Source organism: Azospirillum sp. TSO22-1, from assembly GCF_003116015.1.
Lineage (GTDB): Bacteria > Pseudomonadota > Alphaproteobacteria > Azospirillales > Azospirillaceae > Azospirillum.
This window is the reverse complement of sequence record NZ_LGQZ01000107.1, coordinates 45,934-64,428: the sequence shown is the minus strand read 5'-3', so window position 1 is coordinate 64,428 and position 18,495 is coordinate 45,934. Positions and strand designations below refer to the sequence as shown.

The 18,495-nt window shown below is 69.1% G+C and carries 17 protein-coding genes; 7 read left to right on the top strand and 10 right to left on the bottom strand.

Annotated elements, in window-relative coordinates:
• Positions 1-24 precede the first annotated feature (24 nt).
• The 7 genes from TSO221_RS25490 to TSO221_RS25465 form a co-directional block, all read right to left on the bottom strand.
• Positions 25-1,500, bottom strand: a complete 1,476-nt coding sequence (locus TSO221_RS25490; protein WP_109121319.1) for a hypothetical protein — start codon at positions 1,498-1,500, stop codon at positions 25-27.
• Between the two features lie 16 nt (positions 1,501-1,516).
• Entirely contained in the window at positions 1,517-2,329 is an 813-nt protein-coding gene (locus TSO221_RS25485; protein ID WP_109121318.1) for an ABC transporter ATP-binding protein, read from the bottom strand.
• Positions 2,311-3,105, bottom strand: a complete 795-nt coding sequence (locus TSO221_RS25480; RefSeq protein ID WP_109121317.1) for an ABC transporter permease subunit — start codon at positions 3,103-3,105, stop codon at positions 2,311-2,313. The genes TSO221_RS25485 and TSO221_RS25480 overlap by 19 nt, the downstream gene beginning before the upstream one ends.
• Positions 3,102-4,139, bottom strand: a complete 1,038-nt coding sequence (locus TSO221_RS25475; protein ID WP_109121316.1) for an ABC transporter substrate-binding protein — start codon at positions 4,137-4,139, stop codon at positions 3,102-3,104. Before TSO221_RS25475 ends, TSO221_RS25480 begins: the two co-directional genes overlap by 4 nt.
• Before the next feature lie 350 nt (positions 4,140-4,489).
• Entirely contained in the window at positions 4,490-4,996 is a 507-nt protein-coding gene (locus TSO221_RS25470) for a response regulator (RefSeq protein WP_109121389.1), read from the bottom strand.
• Positions 4,966-5,178 carry a response regulator gene (locus tag TSO221_RS35135; RefSeq protein WP_146208905.1) on the bottom strand — a complete coding sequence of 71 codons (213 nt, stop codon included), beginning with the start codon at positions 5,176-5,178 and terminating at the stop codon, positions 4,966-4,968. The genes TSO221_RS25470 and TSO221_RS35135 overlap by 31 nt, the downstream gene beginning before the upstream one ends.
• Before the next feature lie 356 nt (positions 5,179-5,534).
• Complete coding sequence (locus TSO221_RS25465; RefSeq protein ID WP_109121315.1) at positions 5,535-6,182, bottom strand: class I SAM-dependent methyltransferase; 648 nt, start codon at positions 6,180-6,182, stop codon at positions 5,535-5,537.
• Positions 6,183-6,593: 411 nt separating this feature from the next.
• Here TSO221_RS25465 and TSO221_RS25460 point away from each other — a divergent pair, with 411 nt between their 5' ends.
• The 3 genes from TSO221_RS25460 to TSO221_RS25450 all read left to right on the top strand — a co-directional run bounded on the left by TSO221_RS25460 (position 6,594) and on the right by TSO221_RS25450 (position 11,017).
• The gene (locus TSO221_RS25460; protein WP_158284207.1) at positions 6,594-9,578 is read left to right on the top strand and encodes a transporter substrate-binding domain-containing protein; all 2,985 of its coding nucleotides are present in this window, start codon (positions 6,594-6,596) and stop codon (positions 9,576-9,578) included.
• 282 nt (positions 9,579-9,860) lie between these two features.
• A complete protein-coding gene (locus tag TSO221_RS25455) occupies positions 9,861-10,733 on the top strand; it encodes a DUF4344 domain-containing metallopeptidase (RefSeq protein WP_109121313.1) in 873 nt (290 codons plus the stop codon).
• A gap of 32 nt (positions 10,734-10,765) precedes the next feature.
• Positions 10,766-11,017, top strand: coding sequence for a hypothetical protein (locus TSO221_RS25450; protein WP_109121312.1), 252 nt, complete (start codon positions 10,766-10,768; stop codon positions 11,015-11,017).
• 66 nt (positions 11,018-11,083) lie between these two features.
• On the opposite strand, the gene TSO221_RS25445 is transcribed toward TSO221_RS25450, so the two are convergent.
• Complete coding sequence (locus tag TSO221_RS25445; RefSeq protein WP_199229625.1) at positions 11,084-11,926, bottom strand: zf-HC2 domain-containing protein; 843 nt, start codon at positions 11,924-11,926, stop codon at positions 11,084-11,086.
• The gene (locus TSO221_RS25440; protein WP_199229624.1) at positions 11,923-12,507 is read right to left on the bottom strand and encodes a sigma-70 family RNA polymerase sigma factor; all 585 of its coding nucleotides are present in this window, start codon (positions 12,505-12,507) and stop codon (positions 11,923-11,925) included. The genes TSO221_RS25445 and TSO221_RS25440 overlap by 4 nt, the downstream gene beginning before the upstream one ends.
• Before the next feature lie 157 nt (positions 12,508-12,664).
• Here TSO221_RS25440 and TSO221_RS25435 point away from each other — a divergent pair, with 157 nt between their 5' ends.
• Both TSO221_RS25435 and TSO221_RS25430 read left to right on the top strand, forming a co-directional pair.
• Positions 12,665-13,609, top strand: a complete 945-nt coding sequence (locus TSO221_RS25435; RefSeq protein ID WP_109121310.1) for a metallophosphoesterase — start codon at positions 12,665-12,667, stop codon at positions 13,607-13,609.
• Positions 13,610-13,620: 11 nt separating this feature from the next.
• Positions 13,621-13,959, top strand: coding sequence for a cupredoxin family copper-binding protein (locus tag TSO221_RS25430; protein WP_109121309.1), 339 nt, complete (start codon positions 13,621-13,623; stop codon positions 13,957-13,959).
• A gap of 282 nt (positions 13,960-14,241) precedes the next feature.
• Here TSO221_RS25430 and TSO221_RS25425 read toward each other — a convergent pair whose 3' ends face one another.
• On the bottom strand, positions 14,242-15,369 hold the full coding sequence (locus TSO221_RS25425; RefSeq protein WP_158284206.1) for a helix-turn-helix domain-containing protein: 1,128 nt from the start codon (positions 15,367-15,369) through the stop codon (positions 14,242-14,244).
• 278 nt (positions 15,370-15,647) lie between these two features.
• Here TSO221_RS25425 and TSO221_RS25420 point away from each other — a divergent pair, with 278 nt between their 5' ends.
• Together TSO221_RS25420 and TSO221_RS25415 are read left to right on the top strand one after the other, a co-directional pair.
• Positions 15,648-16,991: a globin-coupled sensor protein gene (locus TSO221_RS25420; protein ID WP_109121307.1), complete on the top strand. Its 1,344-nt coding sequence runs from the start codon at positions 15,648-15,650 to the stop codon at positions 16,989-16,991.
• Positions 16,988-18,469 carry a PAS domain S-box protein gene (locus TSO221_RS25415; RefSeq protein WP_109121306.1) on the top strand — a complete coding sequence of 494 codons (1,482 nt, stop codon included), beginning with the start codon at positions 16,988-16,990 and terminating at the stop codon, positions 18,467-18,469. Before TSO221_RS25420 ends, TSO221_RS25415 begins: the two co-directional genes overlap by 4 nt.
• Positions 18,470-18,495 lie beyond the last annotated feature (26 nt).

Genomic DNA, 18,495 nt, shown 5'->3' with positions numbered 1-18,495 from the left:
CTCTGGCGCGGCCGGCTCCCGCCGTCAATCCCGCCCGGCTGCCCGCTCCGTCCAACCCTGCAGGAGCTTGAGGGTGCGGAACACCGCGCGCACGGCGAGGCGCATGCGCGCCTCGTGCAGCCGGCCGTCCTCGGTCAGTGTGCCGGCGCCGGGGGTGATCAGGATGTTGGCGTCGTCCGACAGGTTCGGCACGACGCCGATCCGCGCCAGCGCCCTGTTGAACAGGTTGCTGCCGGCGATGCGGTCCTCGTGCGTGAAGATTGGGATGCCCCAGGGGCGGTGCTCCCAGGTGCCCTCGTAGTTGATCTCGACGCCGCCGGCGTTGACCGAGCGGGTGATGCGGATGCCTTCCCACAGCGCGCCGCGGTGCCGCTCGAACTCGTCGAGCACGATGGCGTGGATGGCGTCGATGGGGGCGAGGATGCGCTCCGGCGCGTCGCGCAGCAGGCGCAGCGCCGCCAGCGAGCCATAGAGGGCCTCCTTGCCCGGATCGACGGCGACGTGCGAGCCCTTGCCGTGCGCCGAGACGGTGCCGAAGCGCTCGCCATGCACGCCGAGCGCGCGGCGGATGTTGACCATCGGCCCCTCGCGGCCGATCACCAGCCCGGCGGTCGGGCCGCCGGCCACCTTGTCCATGCTGAACATCATCACGTCGGCGCCGATGCGCCGGATGTCGGTGCCGAGGAACGGCGTGCCCCAGGCGTTGTCGGCGACGTAGGGCACGCCGAAGCGCGCCGCCAGCTCGCCGGCCCGGCGGTGCAGCACGGACGTGCCGTCGGCGTCCTTGGTCCCGTAGCCGTAGCCCGGCGTGTCGTAGGCCAGCGTCACCACGCCGCCGAACTCCGCCGCGTGGATCTCGGCGGCGCGGGCCAGCGCGGCGCCGGCCGCCTCGGCGTCCACCCCGGTCAGCAGCGGCGCGGGGTAGGACTTGATGCCGTGCAGGTCGTAGCGGGCGCCGGGCAGCCGGACGAAGACGATGTCCAGGTTCTCCAGCCGCCGGCCGAGCAGGCCGAGTTCGCCGGCGGTGGCGCCGCGGTCGGCGAACAGATCCTTGTAGAGGGCGGGTATGGGCCGGCCGTAGCTGCCGTGGTGCTCGACGTGCCGCTCGTAGGGGACCACCGCCTTGGCGCGCGCCGCGTCGCCGCGGCCGACCTGCGACGGGGCGATCAGCGTCTCGTAGGCGACCCACAGCCCGGCCTCGGCGCTGTTGACCAGCACGGCGTCGTACCCGTCGCCGTACACCGACTTGACGGTGCGGCGGATCTCGTCGCCGACGGCGGCCAGCGGGCCGTACTCGCGGGCGCCGCCGGCGATGGCCTCCAGCACCTCGTGGCGCAGCGTGCCGGGGGCCGAGGAGTTGCTGGCCGAGATGCCGAAGCGGCCGCGCCACTCCTCCGGGATCGCAAGGTCACGGCCGAGCGCGGCGGCGTCCTCGACGATGTCGGCGGCGTGGGCGGCGAGGTAACGGTACAGGTCCAGGCGGAAGCGCGGCTGGGTCATCGGGGCTCCGGAAGGGTCAGGGGGCGGCCTTGCGCGCTTCCTCGCGCACCAGGGCGATGAGGTCGTGGCGGCGCTGCGCCATCGCGGGGGCGTCGAACAGGTTGTCGAAGTCGCGCACGGCGGCGCGCGGGACCGCCACCTCGGCCTTGATGCGGCCGGGGCGGGCGGTCATCACCAGCACGCGGTCGGCGAGGAACAGCGCTTCGTCGATGTCGTGGGTGACGAACAGGATGGTGGTGCCGGTGGCGCGCCGCAGGTCGAGCAGCAGCTCCTGCATGGTCAGCCGCGTCTGCGCGTCGAGCGCGGCGAACGGCTCGTCCATCAGCAGCACGGCGGGGTTGGCGATCCAGGCGCGGGCCAGCGCCACGCGCTGGCGCATGCCGCCGGACAGCTCGTAGGGGGCGTGCCGCTCGAACCCGGTGAGGCCGACCAGGCGCAGGTAGCGTTCGGCGTCCTCCCGGTACCGGGCGGGCGGCACGCCGGCCATGCGCGGGCCGAAGGTGACGTTGTCGAGCACGCTCAGCCAGGGGAACAGCTGCGGCTGCTGGAACACCACGGCGCGGTCGGGGCCGGGGCGCTCCACCGGCCGGCCGTCCACCGTCACCGCGCCGAACTCCGGCCGCTCGAAGCCGGCGATCAGGTTCAGCACGGTGGACTTGCCGCAGCCGCTGGGGCCGAGCAGGCAGACCAGCTCCCCCTCGCCCAAGTGCAGCGACACGTCCTGCAGCGCCGTGGTCCGCGCCGCGGCGCGGTCGGCGGCGTAGGTCTTCACGACGCTCTCGACGCGGATCTTTGCGCGCGGCGGCGCGATCACTCCCGACCCATCCATGGCACCACCCGTTTGCGGAGCCCGACCACGGCGAGGTCGAGCAGGTATCCGAACAGCCCCAGCAGCACGATCCCCAGCAGCACCACGTCGGTGCGCAGGTAGGCGCCGGCGTTGACCACCATCCAGCCGAGGCCGGAGGTGGCGGCGACCATCTCGGCGGCGATCAGCGTCGTCCAGCCGATGCCGATGGCGAGGCGCACGCTGGTGAAGAGGTCCGGCAGCGTGCTGGGCAGCAGCACGTGGCGGAACATCTGCCAGCGGTTGACGCCCAGCACTTCCGCCGCGCGCAGCCGGTCGCGGCCAACCGAGGCCACTGCGGCGGCGGCTCCCGCCACCACGCTGAGGAAGGTGGCGAGGTAGATCAGGAAGAACTTCGAGAACTCGCCGATGCCGAACCAGACGATGACCAGCGGGATCAGCGCCAGCTTCGGCAGCGGCCGCAGGAACTGCACGAAGGGATCGAGCAGCGCCGACGCGGTCGGCGACACTCCCATCACCAGCCCCAGCGGCACGCCGGTGGCGATGGCGGCGAGGAACGCCGCCATCGCGCGGGCCAGGCTGACGGCCACGTGCTCCCACAACGGCACCTGGCGGTAGCCGGTCTCCGCCAGCTCCGCCGCGGTGGTCAGCACCTCGGTGGGGGTGGGCAGCAGGTTCGGGCCGATCCAGCCCAGCGCGCCGGACGCCTGCCACACCGCCAGCACCGCCGCCGTGGCGGCGAGGCTGAGCAGCGGGCGGCGCAGCGCGGAACCGCGCGTGCCGTCGGTGCGGGTCATTTCTGGCCCACCGCCTGACGCAGGTAGCTGGTGTTGATGAAGGGCGCGAAGGAGGGCGGGATGTCCGCCTTGCGCACCTCGCCGATCTCCGCCAGGAAGGCGGCGGTGTCGGCCATGCCGCGGGCGATGGTCGAGTCCGGCGTGGTGGCGCCGTCGCCCACCCAGCGCGGGGTCAGCTGCTCGGCCAGCGACGGGTATTCCAGCCCGGCCAGCGTGCTGCGCGTGGCGTCGAGGTCGACGTTCAGGTGCGCGGCGATGATCTTGGCGGAGCCTTCCGGGTCGGCCTTGTACTGGTCCACCTTCTGCTGGTGGACCTGCAGCAGCTTGACAACGACCTGCGGGTACTTCTTCGCGAACTCGGTGCGGACGACGTAGTTGTTCCAGACGTAGTAGCCGTCCTTCTGCAGGTCGCGCGACGCCAGGATCTCCTTGCCGCCCTGCGCCTCCAGCTGCTGGGTGAAGGGCCCCCAGACGTAGGCTGCGTCGATGTCGCCGCGCGACCACGCCGCCACCAGCTCGGCCGGCTTCAGCGTCACCTGCTTCACCTTGGCGACATCCACCTTGTGGACCTTGAACGCGGCCTGCAGCGCGTAGTGCGCGGTGGAGTTGGCCGGGTAGGCGACCGTCTTGCCTTCCAACTGCTTGACCGACCCGATGCCCGGACGGGCGATCAGCCGCTCGCTGGTGGCGATCACGCCGGAGACGGCGACCACCTCGACCGGCAGCTTGCGGATGATGCCGGCGGTCGCCGGGCTGGAGCCGAAGCGGACGATGTCCAGTTCCTTGGCGGCCAGCAAGGTCAGCACGTCGGCGCCGGACGCGAAGGGAATCCACTTCACCGGCGTGCCGAACGCCTTCTCGAACGAGCCGTCGGCCTTGCCGAGCATCCAGACCCGCGGCCCGCCGGCATAGCCGAGGCGCACCACCTCCGGCACCTCCTCCGCCCGCGCGGGTGTTGCGGCCGGCACGGCCGTCAGCAGCGACAACGCGCCCAGAACGCCGGCGATGACCAATCCCTTGAACGATGGCCGCATGGCCCCACCCCCTTCTGAAACACGAAAATTTTATGTGCAAGCGAAACAAATCACATGTTGGCACAAATTCCATATTGCCAAAATAGACTTTTTGACCGTCCCCTCTGCTTCGCGATGTGGATGTCGGGCGTTGCTGGCATAGAAAAAACAAAACAAAAAAGTGGTTTATGATGTCTGTGGCGAGGATCGCCGCGCTGGCGGTCGCCCTGGTGGCCGACTACGCGGTGGGGCCCCTGAGCTTCAAGCGGGTGGCGGTGCTGTACATCAACAGCGACTGGGGCCGCGCCAGCAAGGAGCTGTTCGCCAAGGTCGCCGGGGGGGCGGTGCCGCCGTGGTGGCGGCCAAAAGGGCTATCTGGTCGACGAGAAGGACTTCCGCTCCGCCCTGGTGCGGGTGAGCAGGCGTGCCGTCAACAGCGTCGCCACCGGCCGCAACACCGCGCCGTCGGGCCCGACGACCTCGCGGGCCAGTCGGGCGTTCGGAGGCACCCGTTCCAGCACCAGACGGATTCCGCGCCGTTCGCACCCGTCGCGGCTGATGGGCACCATCACCGGGTTGGAGCGAACCTGTGCGGGAAGGCCGCTCGACAGCAGGATGATCTTGGGCAGTTCGATCGCCGCATAGGCCTCGGATGGCTTGATCTCCATCTCCTGGCTGCGGATCCGCAGCAGGCGGTCGGTCAGGACCCCCACCGAGGTCGGCTTGGTCAGGAAGGCGTTGACGTCCAGCGCCATGGCGGTGCGCACCAGTGACAGGTCGCCGTGCCCGGTCAGCATCGCCACGGGGAGGTGCCGGTCGACGCCAGCCGATCCCTCGCGCATCCGCTTCAGCAGTTCCAGACCGTTGAGCCGCGGCATGTGGAAGTCCGGGAAGATGCAGTCCACCTGACCCAGCGCAGGCTGGCCAGCGCCTCCTGCCCGTCCGGCGCGTGCCGGATGTTGACGATGCCGACCTTGCGCAGCATGCGGGTGATGATGGAGCGGCTGAACTGCTCGTCGTCCACCACGAACACGTCGAGATCGGAAAATCGGTGCGACATCCTGGGAACCCGTGGAGGCGCGGCCCAAGCCGCTCGGCCGTGGTCCAATACTACAGCGAAATTGTTGCAGTCCGTGGGGCGAGCGGGCCAAGCTCGCCGTCCAGGCCGGCTCGCGCTGCCTCGCGGTGATCGCCCAAGCGCAGCGTCCGGGCGTTCGCGCTCCAGCTTGACCGCGCCGGCCCGCTCGTTGACCGCCTCGACGGCGCGTCGGTCGTCGTTGCCGAACAGCTCTTCGGCGCACTTGCAGTTTTCTTCGGGCTGCTGCGCAACGCGTTCTCCACCAGGCTTGGAGCCTTGCGGACGATCACGGCAGGGATTCCTGTTCCTGTCGAACTCGAACCGCCAAGGCCGGCTGCTCAGTCCGCCGCCTCGAGACTGCGGCGCAGGGCTGTGTCCGGCCGAACAACCAGCAGCTTGACGGAATCGCCGAGCACGAACCGGTTCTCGGCCACATCGAGCCCGGCCTCGGGCAGCAGCGCCTGGACGTCGGCCGTGTAGCGGGCCGCAAAGGCGAAGCGCAGCCAAGGCGTCATTGCGCGCATCCACAGCCGTGTAGCGCCGTTGCTGGACAGCGTGTAGTCGAGGATTCGGATGGTGCCGTCCGGCTTCAGGATCCGCGTCATCTCGCGCAGCGCCGGCAGCATCACGTCCTCGGGCAGGACGCAGAAGACGAAAGTTGCGACGATGTGGTCGATGCTGGCGCCCGGAAAGCCGGTGTCAGCCAAGTCCAGGACATGCAGTTCCACATCCCGTCCCAGCTTGGCCGCGCGGACGCGGGCGCGAGCCAACATGCCCGGGCTCGCATCCACCGCGATGACCCGCGCGCCGGCGGGATAGAACGGCATGTTGCACCCGGCGCCGGCGCCGGCATCGAGGATCGTCCCGGACGTGCCCGCGAACGTCAAGGCCCGCAACCGGCGCTTCCAGAGCACCTCGTACCCCTTGTCCAGGACGTCGTAGATCGGGGCGATGCGTTCATAGGTGTTCACGTACCCGGCAGGCATCCGCTTGTCCTCCGCAACGCAGTGTGGGCATTGATCCACAGGCTTGGCTGGGTCTCGGTACCGCCTTAGCACAGCATTGTGACACATGATGGAGACCCGGCTTCCGGCAGTAGTTCTGTTGCAAAGTTTGGCGGCGGGCGCGGAGAGCCTCGAGGTCACCGCTGTCAAGTGGCAATCCCGAGCAGGCTGAAGGCCGCTTGGCTTGGCATGTCGTTGACAGGGATGGCTGCAACCTGCCCTTTGCGCACCACGCCCAGGGACGTGACCAAAGGACGCCGGCGCGTGCGGCAAAAGGGATTGTTACACCCTTGGCAAGATCTGTCGGAACCCTATGATGCGCTCCATGGGGGTGAAGGGGTATTAGGCCCCGGCGCCGTCCTTGCGTCTACCAGTGCCCGGGATGGATCATTCATGACGGCCTGTTCCATTGCCTGGGGCCTTAAACTCCTGTCCGCCGGCTCCGTTCGAAACCTAGCCGTTCGGCTGGTCGTGACCGCTGGCCCGTCCCGGATGCCGGTGCGTGTCTTCGCAGCGGCTGCCAAAGGCATCCTGATCGCCGCGGCGATCGTCCCGCCAACGCTGGCGTCGTTCGCGGCCCTGGCGGCTGAGCCGCTGATCTTCTATGGCGACGACAACACACCGCCGTACGAGTTCCTGGACCAAGGCAAGCCCAGGGGGCTGAACGTCGACCTGCTGCGGGCCATCGGCGCCCGGCTGGGGCGGCCCGTCGAGATCCGCCTGACGACATGGACCGAGGCGCAGACCAAGGTGCTGGAGGGGACGGGCCACGCGCTCACGATGCTGACTCCCACGCCTGAGCGGGAGAAGGTCTGGGGCTTCTCCGAGCCGACCCATACGCTGAGCTTCTCGCTGTTCATGCGGACCAGGGACGCGGACCGGCTGCGTCTCGCCCCGCTTGCCGGGCAGCGGATCGGCGTCCAGGAGAAGGCATTCTCGGAAAATTATTTCCGCACCCGTCATCCGGACGTTCCGCTTGTGCCATCGCGCGATTTCATCGACGGCATCCGCGATCTCCTGAACGGGAAGATCGACGCCTTCGCGCAGATCACGGCGTCCGGCGCGTACGCCCTGGAGGAACTCGCTATCGGCGGCATCACCGTCGCCGAGCAGCCTTTCGCCACCCGAGCCGTGAGCGTGCCGGTGCCGAAGTCCAACCCCGAACTGCTCAAGCAGATCGATGACGCGCTGCACGACATGAAGCGTGACGGCACGCTGGAGCGGCTCATCGAGCGCTGGTCGCCCGGTCGTGTCCATGTGTTCAACGAGCGGGACATCTGGCTGGGCGCGGCGATCGGCGGCACGGTCGCCGGTGCGCTGTTCCTGCTGATCGCCTTCGTGGTGGCGTCGGCGTCGCGACGCCGTTGGCGCGCCGAAGCCTCGTTGCGGGAGAGCGAAGGGCGGTTCCGGGCCGCGTTCGAAACCGCCGCCCACGGCATGGCGCTGGTGTCGTCGGAGGGCCGCTTCGTCAAGGTCAACCGCTCGCTGTGCAGCATGATCGGCTACAGCGAGACGGAGTTGCTGGCAACCGACTTCCAGACCATCACCCATCCTGAAGATCTCGAAACCGACCTGAAGTTCGTGCGGGATCTCCTCGCCGCCCGAATCCAGAGCTACCAGTTGGAAAAGCGGTATTTCCACAAGAGCGGAAGCATCATCTGGATCCTCCTCAGCGTTGCCCTCGTGCGGTCCGATGACGGAGAGCCGCTGCATTTCGTCGCGCAGATCCAGGACATCACCGAACAGCACACCGCAAAGGCCGCCCTGATCGAGGCCAAGCGGCGGGCGGAGGCCGCCGGACAGGCGAAGAGCGAGTTCCTCGCCAACATGAGTCATGAGATCCGCACCCCGATGAGCGCCATCATCGGGCTGACCCAACTCCTCGAAGACACCTCGCTGGGCCGGCAGGAACGGGACTACGTCTCCAAGATCAGGCAGTCGGCGCAGTCGCTGCTGGGCATCCTGAACGATGTCCTCGACTTCTCCAAGGTCGAAGCGGGGCACCTGGAACTGGAACACACCGCCTTCTCGCTCGACGAGGTGCTGCGCCACATCGCCGTGATCGTCTCCGCCAACGCCCATGACAAGGGGATCGAAACCGTCTTCGCCGTGGACCGTGACGTTCCGCACGCCTTGCTGGGCGACCCGATGCGGCTCGAGCAGGTGCTGATCAATCTGGCGGGCAACGCCGTCAAGTTCACCGAAACCGGCGAGGTGATCGTCTCGGTGCGGAAACGGAGCGAGGACGGGAACGGCGTGATGCTGGCGTTTTCGATCCGGGACACCGGCATCGGCATCCCGCGGGAGCGGCAGGAACGCCTCTTCCAGGCCTTCTCCCAGGCCGACAGTTCGACCGGCCGCCGTTACGGCGGCACCGGCCTCGGCCTGGCGATCTGCAGCCGCTTGGTCGCATTGATGGGCGGCTCGATCGACTTCACCAGCGAACCTGGGCAGGGCAGCGAGTTCCGCTTCACCGCGGCCTTCGGCTGCGCCGGCAGAGAGGCCGCCGCTGCCGGGCGCGCGCCCGAAGACCTGGGCGAACTGTCGGTGCTGATCGTCGAGGACAACGCCGCGGCCCGCGAGGCCGCCGCAGGCACCTGCCGGTCGTTCCGTTGGGCGGTGACCACGGCGGCGTCGGGCCCGGAGGGACTCGATTGCCTGCGGCGTTCCTTCGCGCAGGGGGCGGTGCCGGACGCGCTCCTCGTCGATTGGCGGATGCCGGGAATGGACGGCATCGACATGCTGCGGGCGGCGGCGGCCGACCCGGCGATCCGGCTGCCCGCGACCATCCTCATGATCACCGGCTTCGGCGTCGAGGACGTCTCGCGCGCGTTGAACGGCCTGCGCGTGGACGCGATCCTGTGCAAGCCGGCGACGCCGTCGATGATCCTCGACGCGGTGGCGCGGGCACGCCTGGGCGGCAAGCCGGCTGCGGCGGATACCACGGTGGCGTCACGGTTGGCCGGCCGCCTCGATGGCATGCGGCTGCTGCTCGTCGAGGACAACGCGATCAACCAGGAGGTCGCGGCAACCATCCTGAAGCGGGCGGGAGCGATCGTCGACGCGGTCGATTCCGGTGAGGCCGCCATCGCGGCGCTGCAGCGGGCCGGAGGGCGCTTCGACGCCGTGCTGATGGACGTGCAGATGCCGGGAATGGATGGTTATGAGGCGACCCGGATCGTGCGCCGCACGATGGGCATGACCGCCCTTCCGGTTATCGCCATGACGGCCAACGCCATGGATAGCGACCGTGAGCAGTCGCGGCAGGCCGGAATGGACGCACACATCGCCAAGCCGATCGATGTCGACGAACTGTTCGGGACCCTCACCGCCCTTGTCCAGAACCGTACCGGCACGGCCAGCGTGCTTCGCCACTGACCGGTCCGCTGAAAGCTCATGTTCCCTTGGGCGCCGTTGCAGCGAGGCGGTGAGCCACCTCCTTCGGGGCTCTTCTCAATAAGCTCCTGAAGAGCGATCCTGTGCTCGGTCGTCGTGATCTCCACCCCGGTTGATGGTCGTCCGGCAACCTCAACTGAGCCGAAGAGCACGGTGGCCGCCCGCTTCCGAACGGCTCGCCCGCCTGCGCCAGCCAGAGGGAGCGCTCCGGCGGGCCGGCCTCACGCCTCAGACACCACAGACGGGACGCGGCCAGGAGGGATTATGAGGCAGGACTATGGCGGTACTCTTGGTGTCTGCACCATCGTTGCGAAGATGCTGTCCATGCCGTTGGGACCGTTTCAATTTTGCTTCTGGGCATTTCTCATTGCCATGATAAGCTTGGCTGGCAATCCGGCGGTCGCGCGCCAAAGCAATGTGCAGGTCGTCTATGCCGCGCCGAGGAATCCGGCGCACGAGCCTCTGTACCGGACCTTGCGGGAAAAGCGGGTCCTTGAACGTGTCCGCAGCCGCATCGATGGCCTGCGGTTGCCGCGCGTGCTGACCATGACGGTAGCGGGGTGCGATGGCGAGGTGGACGCCTCATACGAGACCTCGAACGCAACGGTGACCATCTGCTATGAATACCTCGCCTACATCCAGGAACTCGGTCGGAGCATCCCGCCGGCGGGCGTCGCAGAGGGCCTCACGCCAGCCAACTACATCGTCGGTCCCTTTCTGGAAGTCGTCCTGCACGAGTTGGCGCACGCCATCTTCGATCTGAAGAAGGTGCCGATCCTGGGGCGCGAGGAGGATGCCGCCGACCAGGTGGCTGCGTACACGCTGCTGCGTCTGGGCAAGGACGAGGTCCGCCGGGTCATCGCCAGCATCGCCGTCATGTATGCGAGCGAGGTGAAGGAAGCTCCGACGGAACTAAAGGACTTCGCCAACGAGCACAGCTTGCCTGCCCAGCGTTTCTACAATCTCTTATGCATGGCCTATGGTTCGGACAGACAGACCTTTGGCGATTTCGTGGAGAAGGGGTATTTGCCGGCCGAACGGGCTGAACTGTGCGAAGAGGAATACCGACAGGTCAAGTTCGCCTTCGAACGGCTGGTTGCACCACACCTGAAGGGGGCGAAGGCGCCGAACCGGTAACCCGAGGGCAAAATCCGCCAACGGAGGAGACCATGAGCACCCTGCATGAGAAGCCGATGCGGGAACGGCTGGCCCGGTGGGTCCGGTCGTCGGCTCCGGCCGTCGTGTCGGGCGCGACGACGCCCGAAGAAGTCGTTGATGCGCTGCTTGACGTGATGCTCTCGGCTCCGGACAGTTCGTTGATCCACGAGGCCGGTCGTGGGGAACTGCCGTCGAGAAGTGCCGACGAGGCGAAAGCCGTCTTCGTCGCCATGATTGAGGCCATCAAGTCGGGCGCTTCGTGAGCCGTATCAAGCCCATCGCCATCGGCGGCTGGTTCGCCAGCGTCCGGCGAAATCCAGGGGAGACGGTCAGCGCGGCCAGGCGGTCCCGCCGGCCTGCGTCCAGAGCCGCTGGAAGTCCTCCAGTTCGCTGCGGTTGAGGTCGGACACCGCCCAGACGGCGAGACCCGGCTGGCCCCAGTGCAGAAGCGCGTAGCCGTGCCGCTCGGTGAGGCGCACCGCGCCGGGCGTGGTCGCCGGCTCGGACCAGGCGAACAGGTTGATGACGTGCCGGTTGCGCCGGTAGACGAGCGCCGCCACCGGCCGTCCGCCCACGTAGTCGAGCCGGCCGCCGGCCAGCGGGAAGCCCTGCTCGGCGAGATCCGGCACCGGTGGCGAGACGTCCACGCGGCCGTTGAACCATGGCTTGACGGTGTGCCGGTCCGACGAGGGGATGTCGGTGAGGTGCTCGGCCATCAGCGACCGCACGTGCGCGGCGACGAGTTCCTCGGCGAGCTGGTTCCGGTGGTCGGGCGACACGACGAGCAACGTCAGCACCATCGCCGCAGCGGCTGAGGCCAGCGACAGCCCGCCGAGCGCCCAGGCCGGCCCGGATGTCCGGCGCGGCCCCTGGTCCGCGACGGTCGCGTCGCTCCACGGCCATCGCCACGGTCGGCGCCATGGCGGGGCGGGGGCGGCCGGCTCCGCGGGGGCGCCGGGTCGTGTGGCAAGCAGGCGGCTGCGCAACGCGTCGGGCATGTCGAAGCGCTCGGCACCGGCGCGCAACCGGCGGACCAGGGAGGCACGCCCGGCGTGCATCGCGCGGCAGGCGGCGCAGCCGGCCAAGTGGGCGTCCAGCGCCATCTGCGTGGTGAGATCGAGCTCGCCGTCGATGCTGGCGTCGATCAGATGCCGGGTTTCCTGACAGTTCACGGGAGCCCTCCGCAACTTTTCGCGGTCCATGCCGCAGCCAGCATGTGCCGCGCCCGCGACAGGCGCGACATGACGGTGCCCATCGGCACCCCGGCGATATCGGCGATCTCGCGGTAGGACAGGCCTTCCAGCTCGCGCAGGACGATCGCCTCGCGGAACTCGACGGGGAGGTCGGCAATCAGGTGGTTGACCAGCCGGCGCTCCGCCTCGCGCATCGCCAGCGTCTCCGGGTCCTCGGCGGGGCCGTGGAAGGCGTCTTCGACGCAGGCGGCGCCGTCCGGGTCGGCGGGGTCGTGGTCGGCGAAGCCGCTCACCTCGGCCGGCCGGTTGGCGCGCAGCCAGTCGTACGCCGCGTTGCGCACGATGCGCAGCAGCCACGGCCGGGCGTCGCCCGGGCGGCAGCCGCCGAAGAACCGGTGGGCGCGCAGGAAGGCGTCCTGCATCACGTCCTCCGCGTCGTGGTGGTTGCGGGTCAGCCAGCGCGCCAGATTGTAGGCGGCATCGAGGTGCGGCAGCACCGTCTCTTCGAAACGCGTTGCAGGACTGCGGTTTGGCAAGGGCGGCCCCTCGGTCTGCACCACGGCGTGGCTCCCGGTCTCCGTCCTACCGGGGGCGAGGCGCGTCTATTCCCGACCACGCTACCGCAGGGGCTGCGGCAATCCCAGCGCGCGCCGGGAATACCGCGGCCGGCGTCTCGGTAGGACAGCGCACAGCGCATCCAGACAGGGAGGATCAGCCATGTCCCGAAACGACGATGCTCGACGCCTCGACCGTCGCACGGTGCTGAAATGCATGGCCTGGGCTGGCACCGGGGTGGTGTGGACGGTTGCCGGCGGCGTGCCGCGCTCGGCCGGCCTGATCGGCGCGGCGCGGGCCGCGGCGCCCGGCGGCTTCACCTTCGTGCAGATCAGCGACAGCCATATCGGCTTCAACAAGGAGGCCAACCCCGACGTCGGCGCGACACTGCGCAGCGCCGTCGAGGCCATCAACGCCCTGCCGGAGCGGCCGGCGTTCGTCGTCCACACCGGAGACGTCACGCATCTTTCCAAACCGGCCGAGTTCGACGACGCCGACCAGCTCCTGCGCGGACTGAAGGCCGGTCCCGTGCATGCGGTGCCCGGCGAGCACGACGTGCTGGACGAGGGCGGCACCGCCTTCCGCGGGCGCTACGCCCGGGAGTCGCGCGGCGCCGGCTGGTACAGCCTCGACGAGGGCGGCGTGCATTTCCTGGCGCTGGTCAACGTCGTGGACCTCAAGGCCGGCGGTCTCGGCAACCTCGGCGAGGAGCAACTCGCCTGGCTGGAGGACGATTTGCGCGGGCGCAGCGCCAGCACGCCCATCGTGGTGCTGGCGCACATCCCGCTGTGGTCGGTCTATCCCGAATGGGGTTGGGGAACCGCGGATTCCGAGCAGGCGCTGGCGGCGCTCCGGCGCTTCGGCTCGGTGACCGTGCTCAACGGTCACATCCACCAGGCGATGCAGAAGGTCGAAGGCACCATTGCCTTCCACACCGCCATGTCGACCGCCTTCCCGCAGCCGGCGCCCGGCGCGGCGCCCTCGCCGGGGCCGATGAAGGTGCCGGCCGACCGGCTGCGCCGCGTGCTGGGCATCAGCCGGGTCGAGTACGTGCCGGGCAAGGCGCCGCTGGCGCTCATCGACGCGCCGCTGGCCGGCGGCGCCTGAAGGAGGGCGCCATGGCACGATACCGCCATCTGCCGGGCGCGGCGCTCGCCGCCGCGCTCGCCACACCGCTGACCGCCGCCGCCGCCCTCGCCGCCGAACCGGCCGAGGTGCGCATCGACAACTTCACCTTCAACCCGCCGAGCCTCACCGTCGCTCCGGGGACAGTCGTGACCTTCAGCAACGCCGACGACATTCCGCACACCGTCGCGGCCAGCGACCGTTCGTGGAAGTCGCCGGTGCTCGACACCGGGCAAAGCTTCTCCTTCACGTTCGCCAAGCCGGGCAGCTACGCCTACTTCTGCTCGCTGCATCCGCGCATGGTCGGAGTGGTCGTGGTGGCAGGGCCATAAACTGCGGGCAACAGGTGGCCACTGGCAGGCGCTTCGAAGGTCCGGCCCGCGTGATCCCTCCCTTTGCATCAATGCAAGGATCGCTCGCACACAGTCCTGGTACTCGGCTTCCTTGATGAGCTTCTTCGCTCTCAGGTCGGCCAAACCCCTCAGTCTGCCCTCGGCATCCTCTCTATCCAGCCTGCTGGAGGTCGCGCTGGAATCGCTGCCCGAGCGGCCAGGGGGCCATGGCGTTCCGGACGCCTTCCGACGCTGCCGCAGCGGGTGGCCCGCGGCCCGGGGTCAGGCACCGATGGCGCGCAGCCACGCCTCGTAGCGCCGGTCGATCAGATCATCCATTGCGGGCGGGTTTTCCTCTCCCAGCCACGCCGGCGCCGGGTGATTGCGGGCCGTGCGCGGCGTCATCCCGAACGCGCGGCTGAACGCGCGGCTGAAGTGGCTCTCGCTCGTGAAGCCATGCGCGAACGCGATGTCCGCGATCTTGCGGCGCCGGCTGGACGGATCGCGCAGCATCGCCAGACAGCGGACCAATCGCCGCTGCTGGATGTAGCGCACCACCCCGCCGTGCGGCTCGAACAGTTCGTAAAGGTAGGCCCGCGACATGCGGAAGCTGCCGAGCACGGCGTCCGGACCAAGCGCCGGATCGGCGAGGCGCATTTCCAGGAACCGTTTGATCGCCGTGAGCATCGCCATCCGTTGCGCCGGCGTGCCAGCCGGATGGCCGGACCCGGCCAGCGTCAGGCAACGCACCACCAGATCCAGCACCGCTTCCGCCCCGGGCTCGGCGGTATCGCCGTCGAAGCCGGGCCCGAGCCGGTTGAGCAGCCGCAGAGTCTCGCCGGCCAGCCGCGTGATGGGCTGATCGCGGTGCAGCACGCTGCCGTGCAGGCGTTCCGCGTGCGGCAGCCGCGCATCCAACAGGACGCGCGGCGCCACAAGGGTCAGGTTGCTGAAATCGTCGCACACGAAGCTCGACGGCTGCGCCGCGTCAATGAACAGCAGGTCGCCGGCGGCGATCGTCTGCTCCTCCTCGTGGAAGCGCGCCCGCGCCTCTCCTGCGCAATAGAGCTGGATCATGTAGTGGTCGACCCCGTCCGCGCAGATCCGTCGCAGGTCGCGGTGGAAGATCTGCGCGCTGGCGGTCGTCTCGGCCAGCAGCATGCCGCCGAGCTGGATGGTGGTCAGGCTGGCGTGGAAGTCGTCCGCTTGGTCGGCCGCGGGTGTGCGGCGCTGCACCTCGAACAGGACGGAGATGCTGTCCTTCCAAATGGCGAAGCGGTCCTGTGGCGCCAGCCCTTCGGTGGTGAATCGGGCGACGGCGACCGGAGCGGCGCTTGCGGCGAGGCCGGCGGAACGCCGATCCGCTGTTCCGGGTTTGGCAGGCCCGGCCAATTTTGATCGTGCGTCCACGAACGTTTGCCTCTCCGTCCACGCCATCCGAACGATGGCCCACACCGCTTGCGCAAAATACACTTAGAAGGCAAAACATAAAAATATGGTTGCCGCGCGTCAAGGCGCATTCAACTGTTATCGTAATGGGCAATAAAAGGTTGACGTTCGCGTCTTATAAATATGCACTAGGACAATAACTTGAATTTTGCCGCAAGAGCGTCGCGCTGATCTTGGTCAGCGCAGCGTGTTCGGTGACATAATTTAGCCATTCATCTGTGATCTCCAATGGAATCCCCATGTCCCTCGACATCGGCACGACGCGTTCGCGGATCGATCACCTTGGCCTGGACGCTGAAGCCCGTACCGCGACGCGGGAGGCCTGGACGCTGGTCGAGCCGCACCTGCGCTCGATTCTCGACGCGTTCTACGACCGCCTGACGGCGCAGCCAGAACTGGCGGACAAGCTGCAGGCGCAGAGTCTCGACCGCCTGAAGGCCGCGCAGACGGAGCATTGGCGGGCGCTGTTCACCGGCCAGTTCGACGAGGATTATGTGGCGCGCGTGCAGCGCATCGGCCGTGCCCACCACCGCATCGGGCTCGAACCGCGCTGGTACATCGCCGCCTACAGCTTCTTTCTCGACCGCATCGGCGCCATCGTCGCGCAGACGTTGCGCCGCGACGCGGTGCGCTGCGAACGGCTGATGGCCGCGGTGCGCGCCGCCGTCTTCCTCGACATGGATCTCGCTTTCGACGTCTACTTCGACGCCGCGCTGCACCAGGCGCACGATCTGGTGTGCGATTTGGCGGAGAGCTTCCGCGACACCGTGCTGGGCTCCATCGGAACGGTCGACGGCGTGGCGTCGCGCGTCGCGTCGGCCACCGCCAACCTGCGCGGTGAGGTGGAGGCGACCGCCGGCGAGAGCACCGAAGTGGCGACCCGCGCCGACGAATCCTCGCGGCGCGTCCAGGTCGTCGCCTCGGCGGCGGAGCAGCTCGCCGGCTCCATCGGTAGCGTCGCAGCGCAGGTGCGGACCGTGTCCGGCGCCGTCACCGACGCCCGCGCCGCCGCCGACGCGACGCGCGATGCCGTCGCCGGCCTCAACGAGACGGTGGAACGCATCGGTGGCGCCCTGCGCCTGATCGGCACCATCGCCAGCCAGACCAACCTGCTGGCGCTCAACGCCACCATCGAGGCGGCGCGCGCCGGGGATGCCGGCAAGGGCTTCGCCGTCGTCGCCACGGAGGTCAAGCAGCTCGCCCGCCAGACGGCGAACGCCACGGAGGAGATCGCCGAACTGCTCAGCCGGATCCGCGGCGAGGCGGCGCGCATGTCCGGCGGCATCGGCCGCATCGACGAATCGGTGGCCGGTCTGGAGGCCTCCAGCGGCCGGGCGCTTGACGCCATCCGCGAGCAGGAAACGGCAACCGCCGACATCTCCAGCAACATCGCCGCCGGGGCGCGCGCGGTCGAGGACATCTCGCGGCGGATCGGCGGCGTTTCGGGCAGCTTGCGCACCGCCCGCACCGGCGTGGACGACGCGGCTCGCGCCGGTCGGGAACTGACCGAGGCGTCGGGCGCACTCGGCGCCGCCCTGCGGCGCTTCCTCGATCACCTCCTGTCGCTGCGCATGGCCGCATGACGACTCCTTGCCCGAACGCGTGGCCCGACTCCCTGTTCGCCACTCTGACCGCGGAAGGCTTGCTGCTCGTCGAGGACGGGCGCTGCACCGAGGCCAACCCGGCGCTCTTCCGGTTGACCGGTTTCGAGCCTGGCGAGATCATCGGCCGGCCGTGGACCAAGCTGCTGGCGCCTCGGCACCGCGCCGACGCCGCCCGTTGTTTCGACGCTGCGGCCCCCGTCGTGACCGAGGTCCGCCGCAAGGGCGGCGGCGCTTTCGTTGCGGAGATCGAAAGCCGTCGGCGTGCCGCGCCGGACGGCGCGGTCGTCCACGCGCTTGCCGTGCGCGACGTGACCCACCGCCGGGACGCCGAGCGGGCGATGGCGGACGCCGTGGCCGACCTCGCCGCCGTGCTGGACGCCATGCGCAACGCGGTCGTCACCATGGATGGCGCCGGCGTCGTCCGCTCGTTCAACCGGGCGGCGGAGGAGGCCTTCGGCTACCGCGCCGACGAGGTGGTCGGCGGCCCGGTCACCCGGCTGATGCCGGCGGACGCCGGCGCCACCCACCAGGGCTATGTCGATCGCTACCTGTCGAGCGGCGTCGGTACCGTGATCGGCCGCGGGCGCGAGGTGGTGGCGCGGCGCAAGAACGGCACGACCTTTCCTGCCCACCTGGCGGTCGCCGAGATGCCGCCGCGGATCGACGGGACCCGGCGCTTCGTCGGTACGCTGATCGACATCACCGACATGAAGCGGACGGAGCATACGCTCATCGAGGCGCGGCTGGCGGCCGAGGCAGCCGACCGCGCCAAGACGCGCTTCCTCTCCACCCTCAGCCATGAGCTGCGCACCCCGCTCAACGCCATCAACGGCTTCAGCCAGCTTCTGGAGATGGCCTTCGAGCGCGGCGGCGTGGACGAAAAGCACCTGCACTACGCCCGCGCCATCCACCAGAACGGGAACGCGCTGCTGCGCATGCTGGACGACATGATGGAGTACGCGCTCCTCGACCTCGGCCGAAAAACCATCGACGTGGCCGAGGTCGCGCTGGACGAGGTCGTCGAAACCGTGTTGGCCATGCTGGATCGTCGCGCCCGCGAGAAGCGGATCGCCTTGCGGGTGGGGCTGCACGACCGCGATGACCGGCTGTCGGGTGAGCGCGGGGCTCTGATCCAGATCCTGTTCTGCCTGCTCGACAACGCGGTGAAGTTCACCCCGCCGGACGGAACGGTGGCGCTGACGACACGCCGTCGCCGCGAGGGGCTGGTCGAGATCGAAGTGGCGGACACCGGGATGGGAATCGCGCCGGACAAGCTCGACCGTCTGTTCATCCCCTTCCATGGGACCGAACCGCTGCTGGCGAGCGAGCACGGTGGGCTCGGCATTGGGCTGGCGATTGCCAAGCGTCTGGTGGACCTGCACGGCGGCGCGATCCGCGTCGCCAGCACGCCCGGCTCCGGCTCCGCCTTCATTGTCACGCTGCCGGTGTGGATTTGAACCCGTCCCGACGTGAGCGCGAGGAG

Excerpts from the sequence above, each read along its gene's own strand:
- TSO221_RS25415 (WP_109121306.1), top strand. The coding sequence starts at position 16,988 with ATGACGACTCCTTGCCCGAACGCGTGGCCCGACTCCCTGTTCGCCACT.
- TSO221_RS25460 (WP_158284207.1), top strand. The coding sequence starts at position 6,594 with ATGACGGCCTGTTCCATTGCCTGGGGCCTTAAACTCCTGTCCGCCGGC.
- TSO221_RS25435 (WP_109121310.1), top strand. The coding sequence starts at position 12,665 with ATGTCCCGAAACGACGATGCTCGACGCCTCGACCGTCGCACGGTGCTG.
- TSO221_RS35135 (WP_146208905.1), bottom strand. The coding sequence starts at position 5,178 with ATGTCGCACCGATTTTCCGATCTCGACGTGTTCGTGGTGGACGACGAG.
- TSO221_RS25470 (WP_109121389.1), bottom strand. The coding sequence starts at position 4,996 with ATGCCGCGGCTCAACGGTCTGGAACTGCTGAAGCGGATGCGCGAGGGA.
- TSO221_RS25490 (WP_109121319.1), bottom strand. The coding sequence starts at position 1,500 with ATGACCCAGCCGCGCTTCCGCCTGGACCTGTACCGTTACCTCGCCGCC.
- TSO221_RS25430 (WP_109121309.1), top strand. The coding sequence starts at position 13,621 with ATGGCACGATACCGCCATCTGCCGGGCGCGGCGCTCGCCGCCGCGCTC.
- TSO221_RS25450 (WP_109121312.1), top strand. The coding sequence starts at position 10,766 with ATGAGCACCCTGCATGAGAAGCCGATGCGGGAACGGCTGGCCCGGTGG.
- TSO221_RS25455 (WP_109121313.1), top strand. The coding sequence starts at position 9,861 with ATGAGGCAGGACTATGGCGGTACTCTTGGTGTCTGCACCATCGTTGCG.
- TSO221_RS25420 (WP_109121307.1), top strand. The coding sequence starts at position 15,648 with ATGTCCCTCGACATCGGCACGACGCGTTCGCGGATCGATCACCTTGGC.
- TSO221_RS25485 (WP_109121318.1), bottom strand. The coding sequence starts at position 2,329 with ATGGATGGGTCGGGAGTGATCGCGCCGCCGCGCGCAAAGATCCGCGTC.
- TSO221_RS25480 (WP_109121317.1), bottom strand. The coding sequence starts at position 3,105 with ATGACCCGCACCGACGGCACGCGCGGTTCCGCGCTGCGCCGCCCGCTG.
- TSO221_RS25475 (WP_109121316.1), bottom strand. The coding sequence starts at position 4,139 with ATGCGGCCATCGTTCAAGGGATTGGTCATCGCCGGCGTTCTGGGCGCG.
- TSO221_RS25465 (WP_109121315.1), bottom strand. The coding sequence starts at position 6,182 with ATGCCTGCCGGGTACGTGAACACCTATGAACGCATCGCCCCGATCTAC.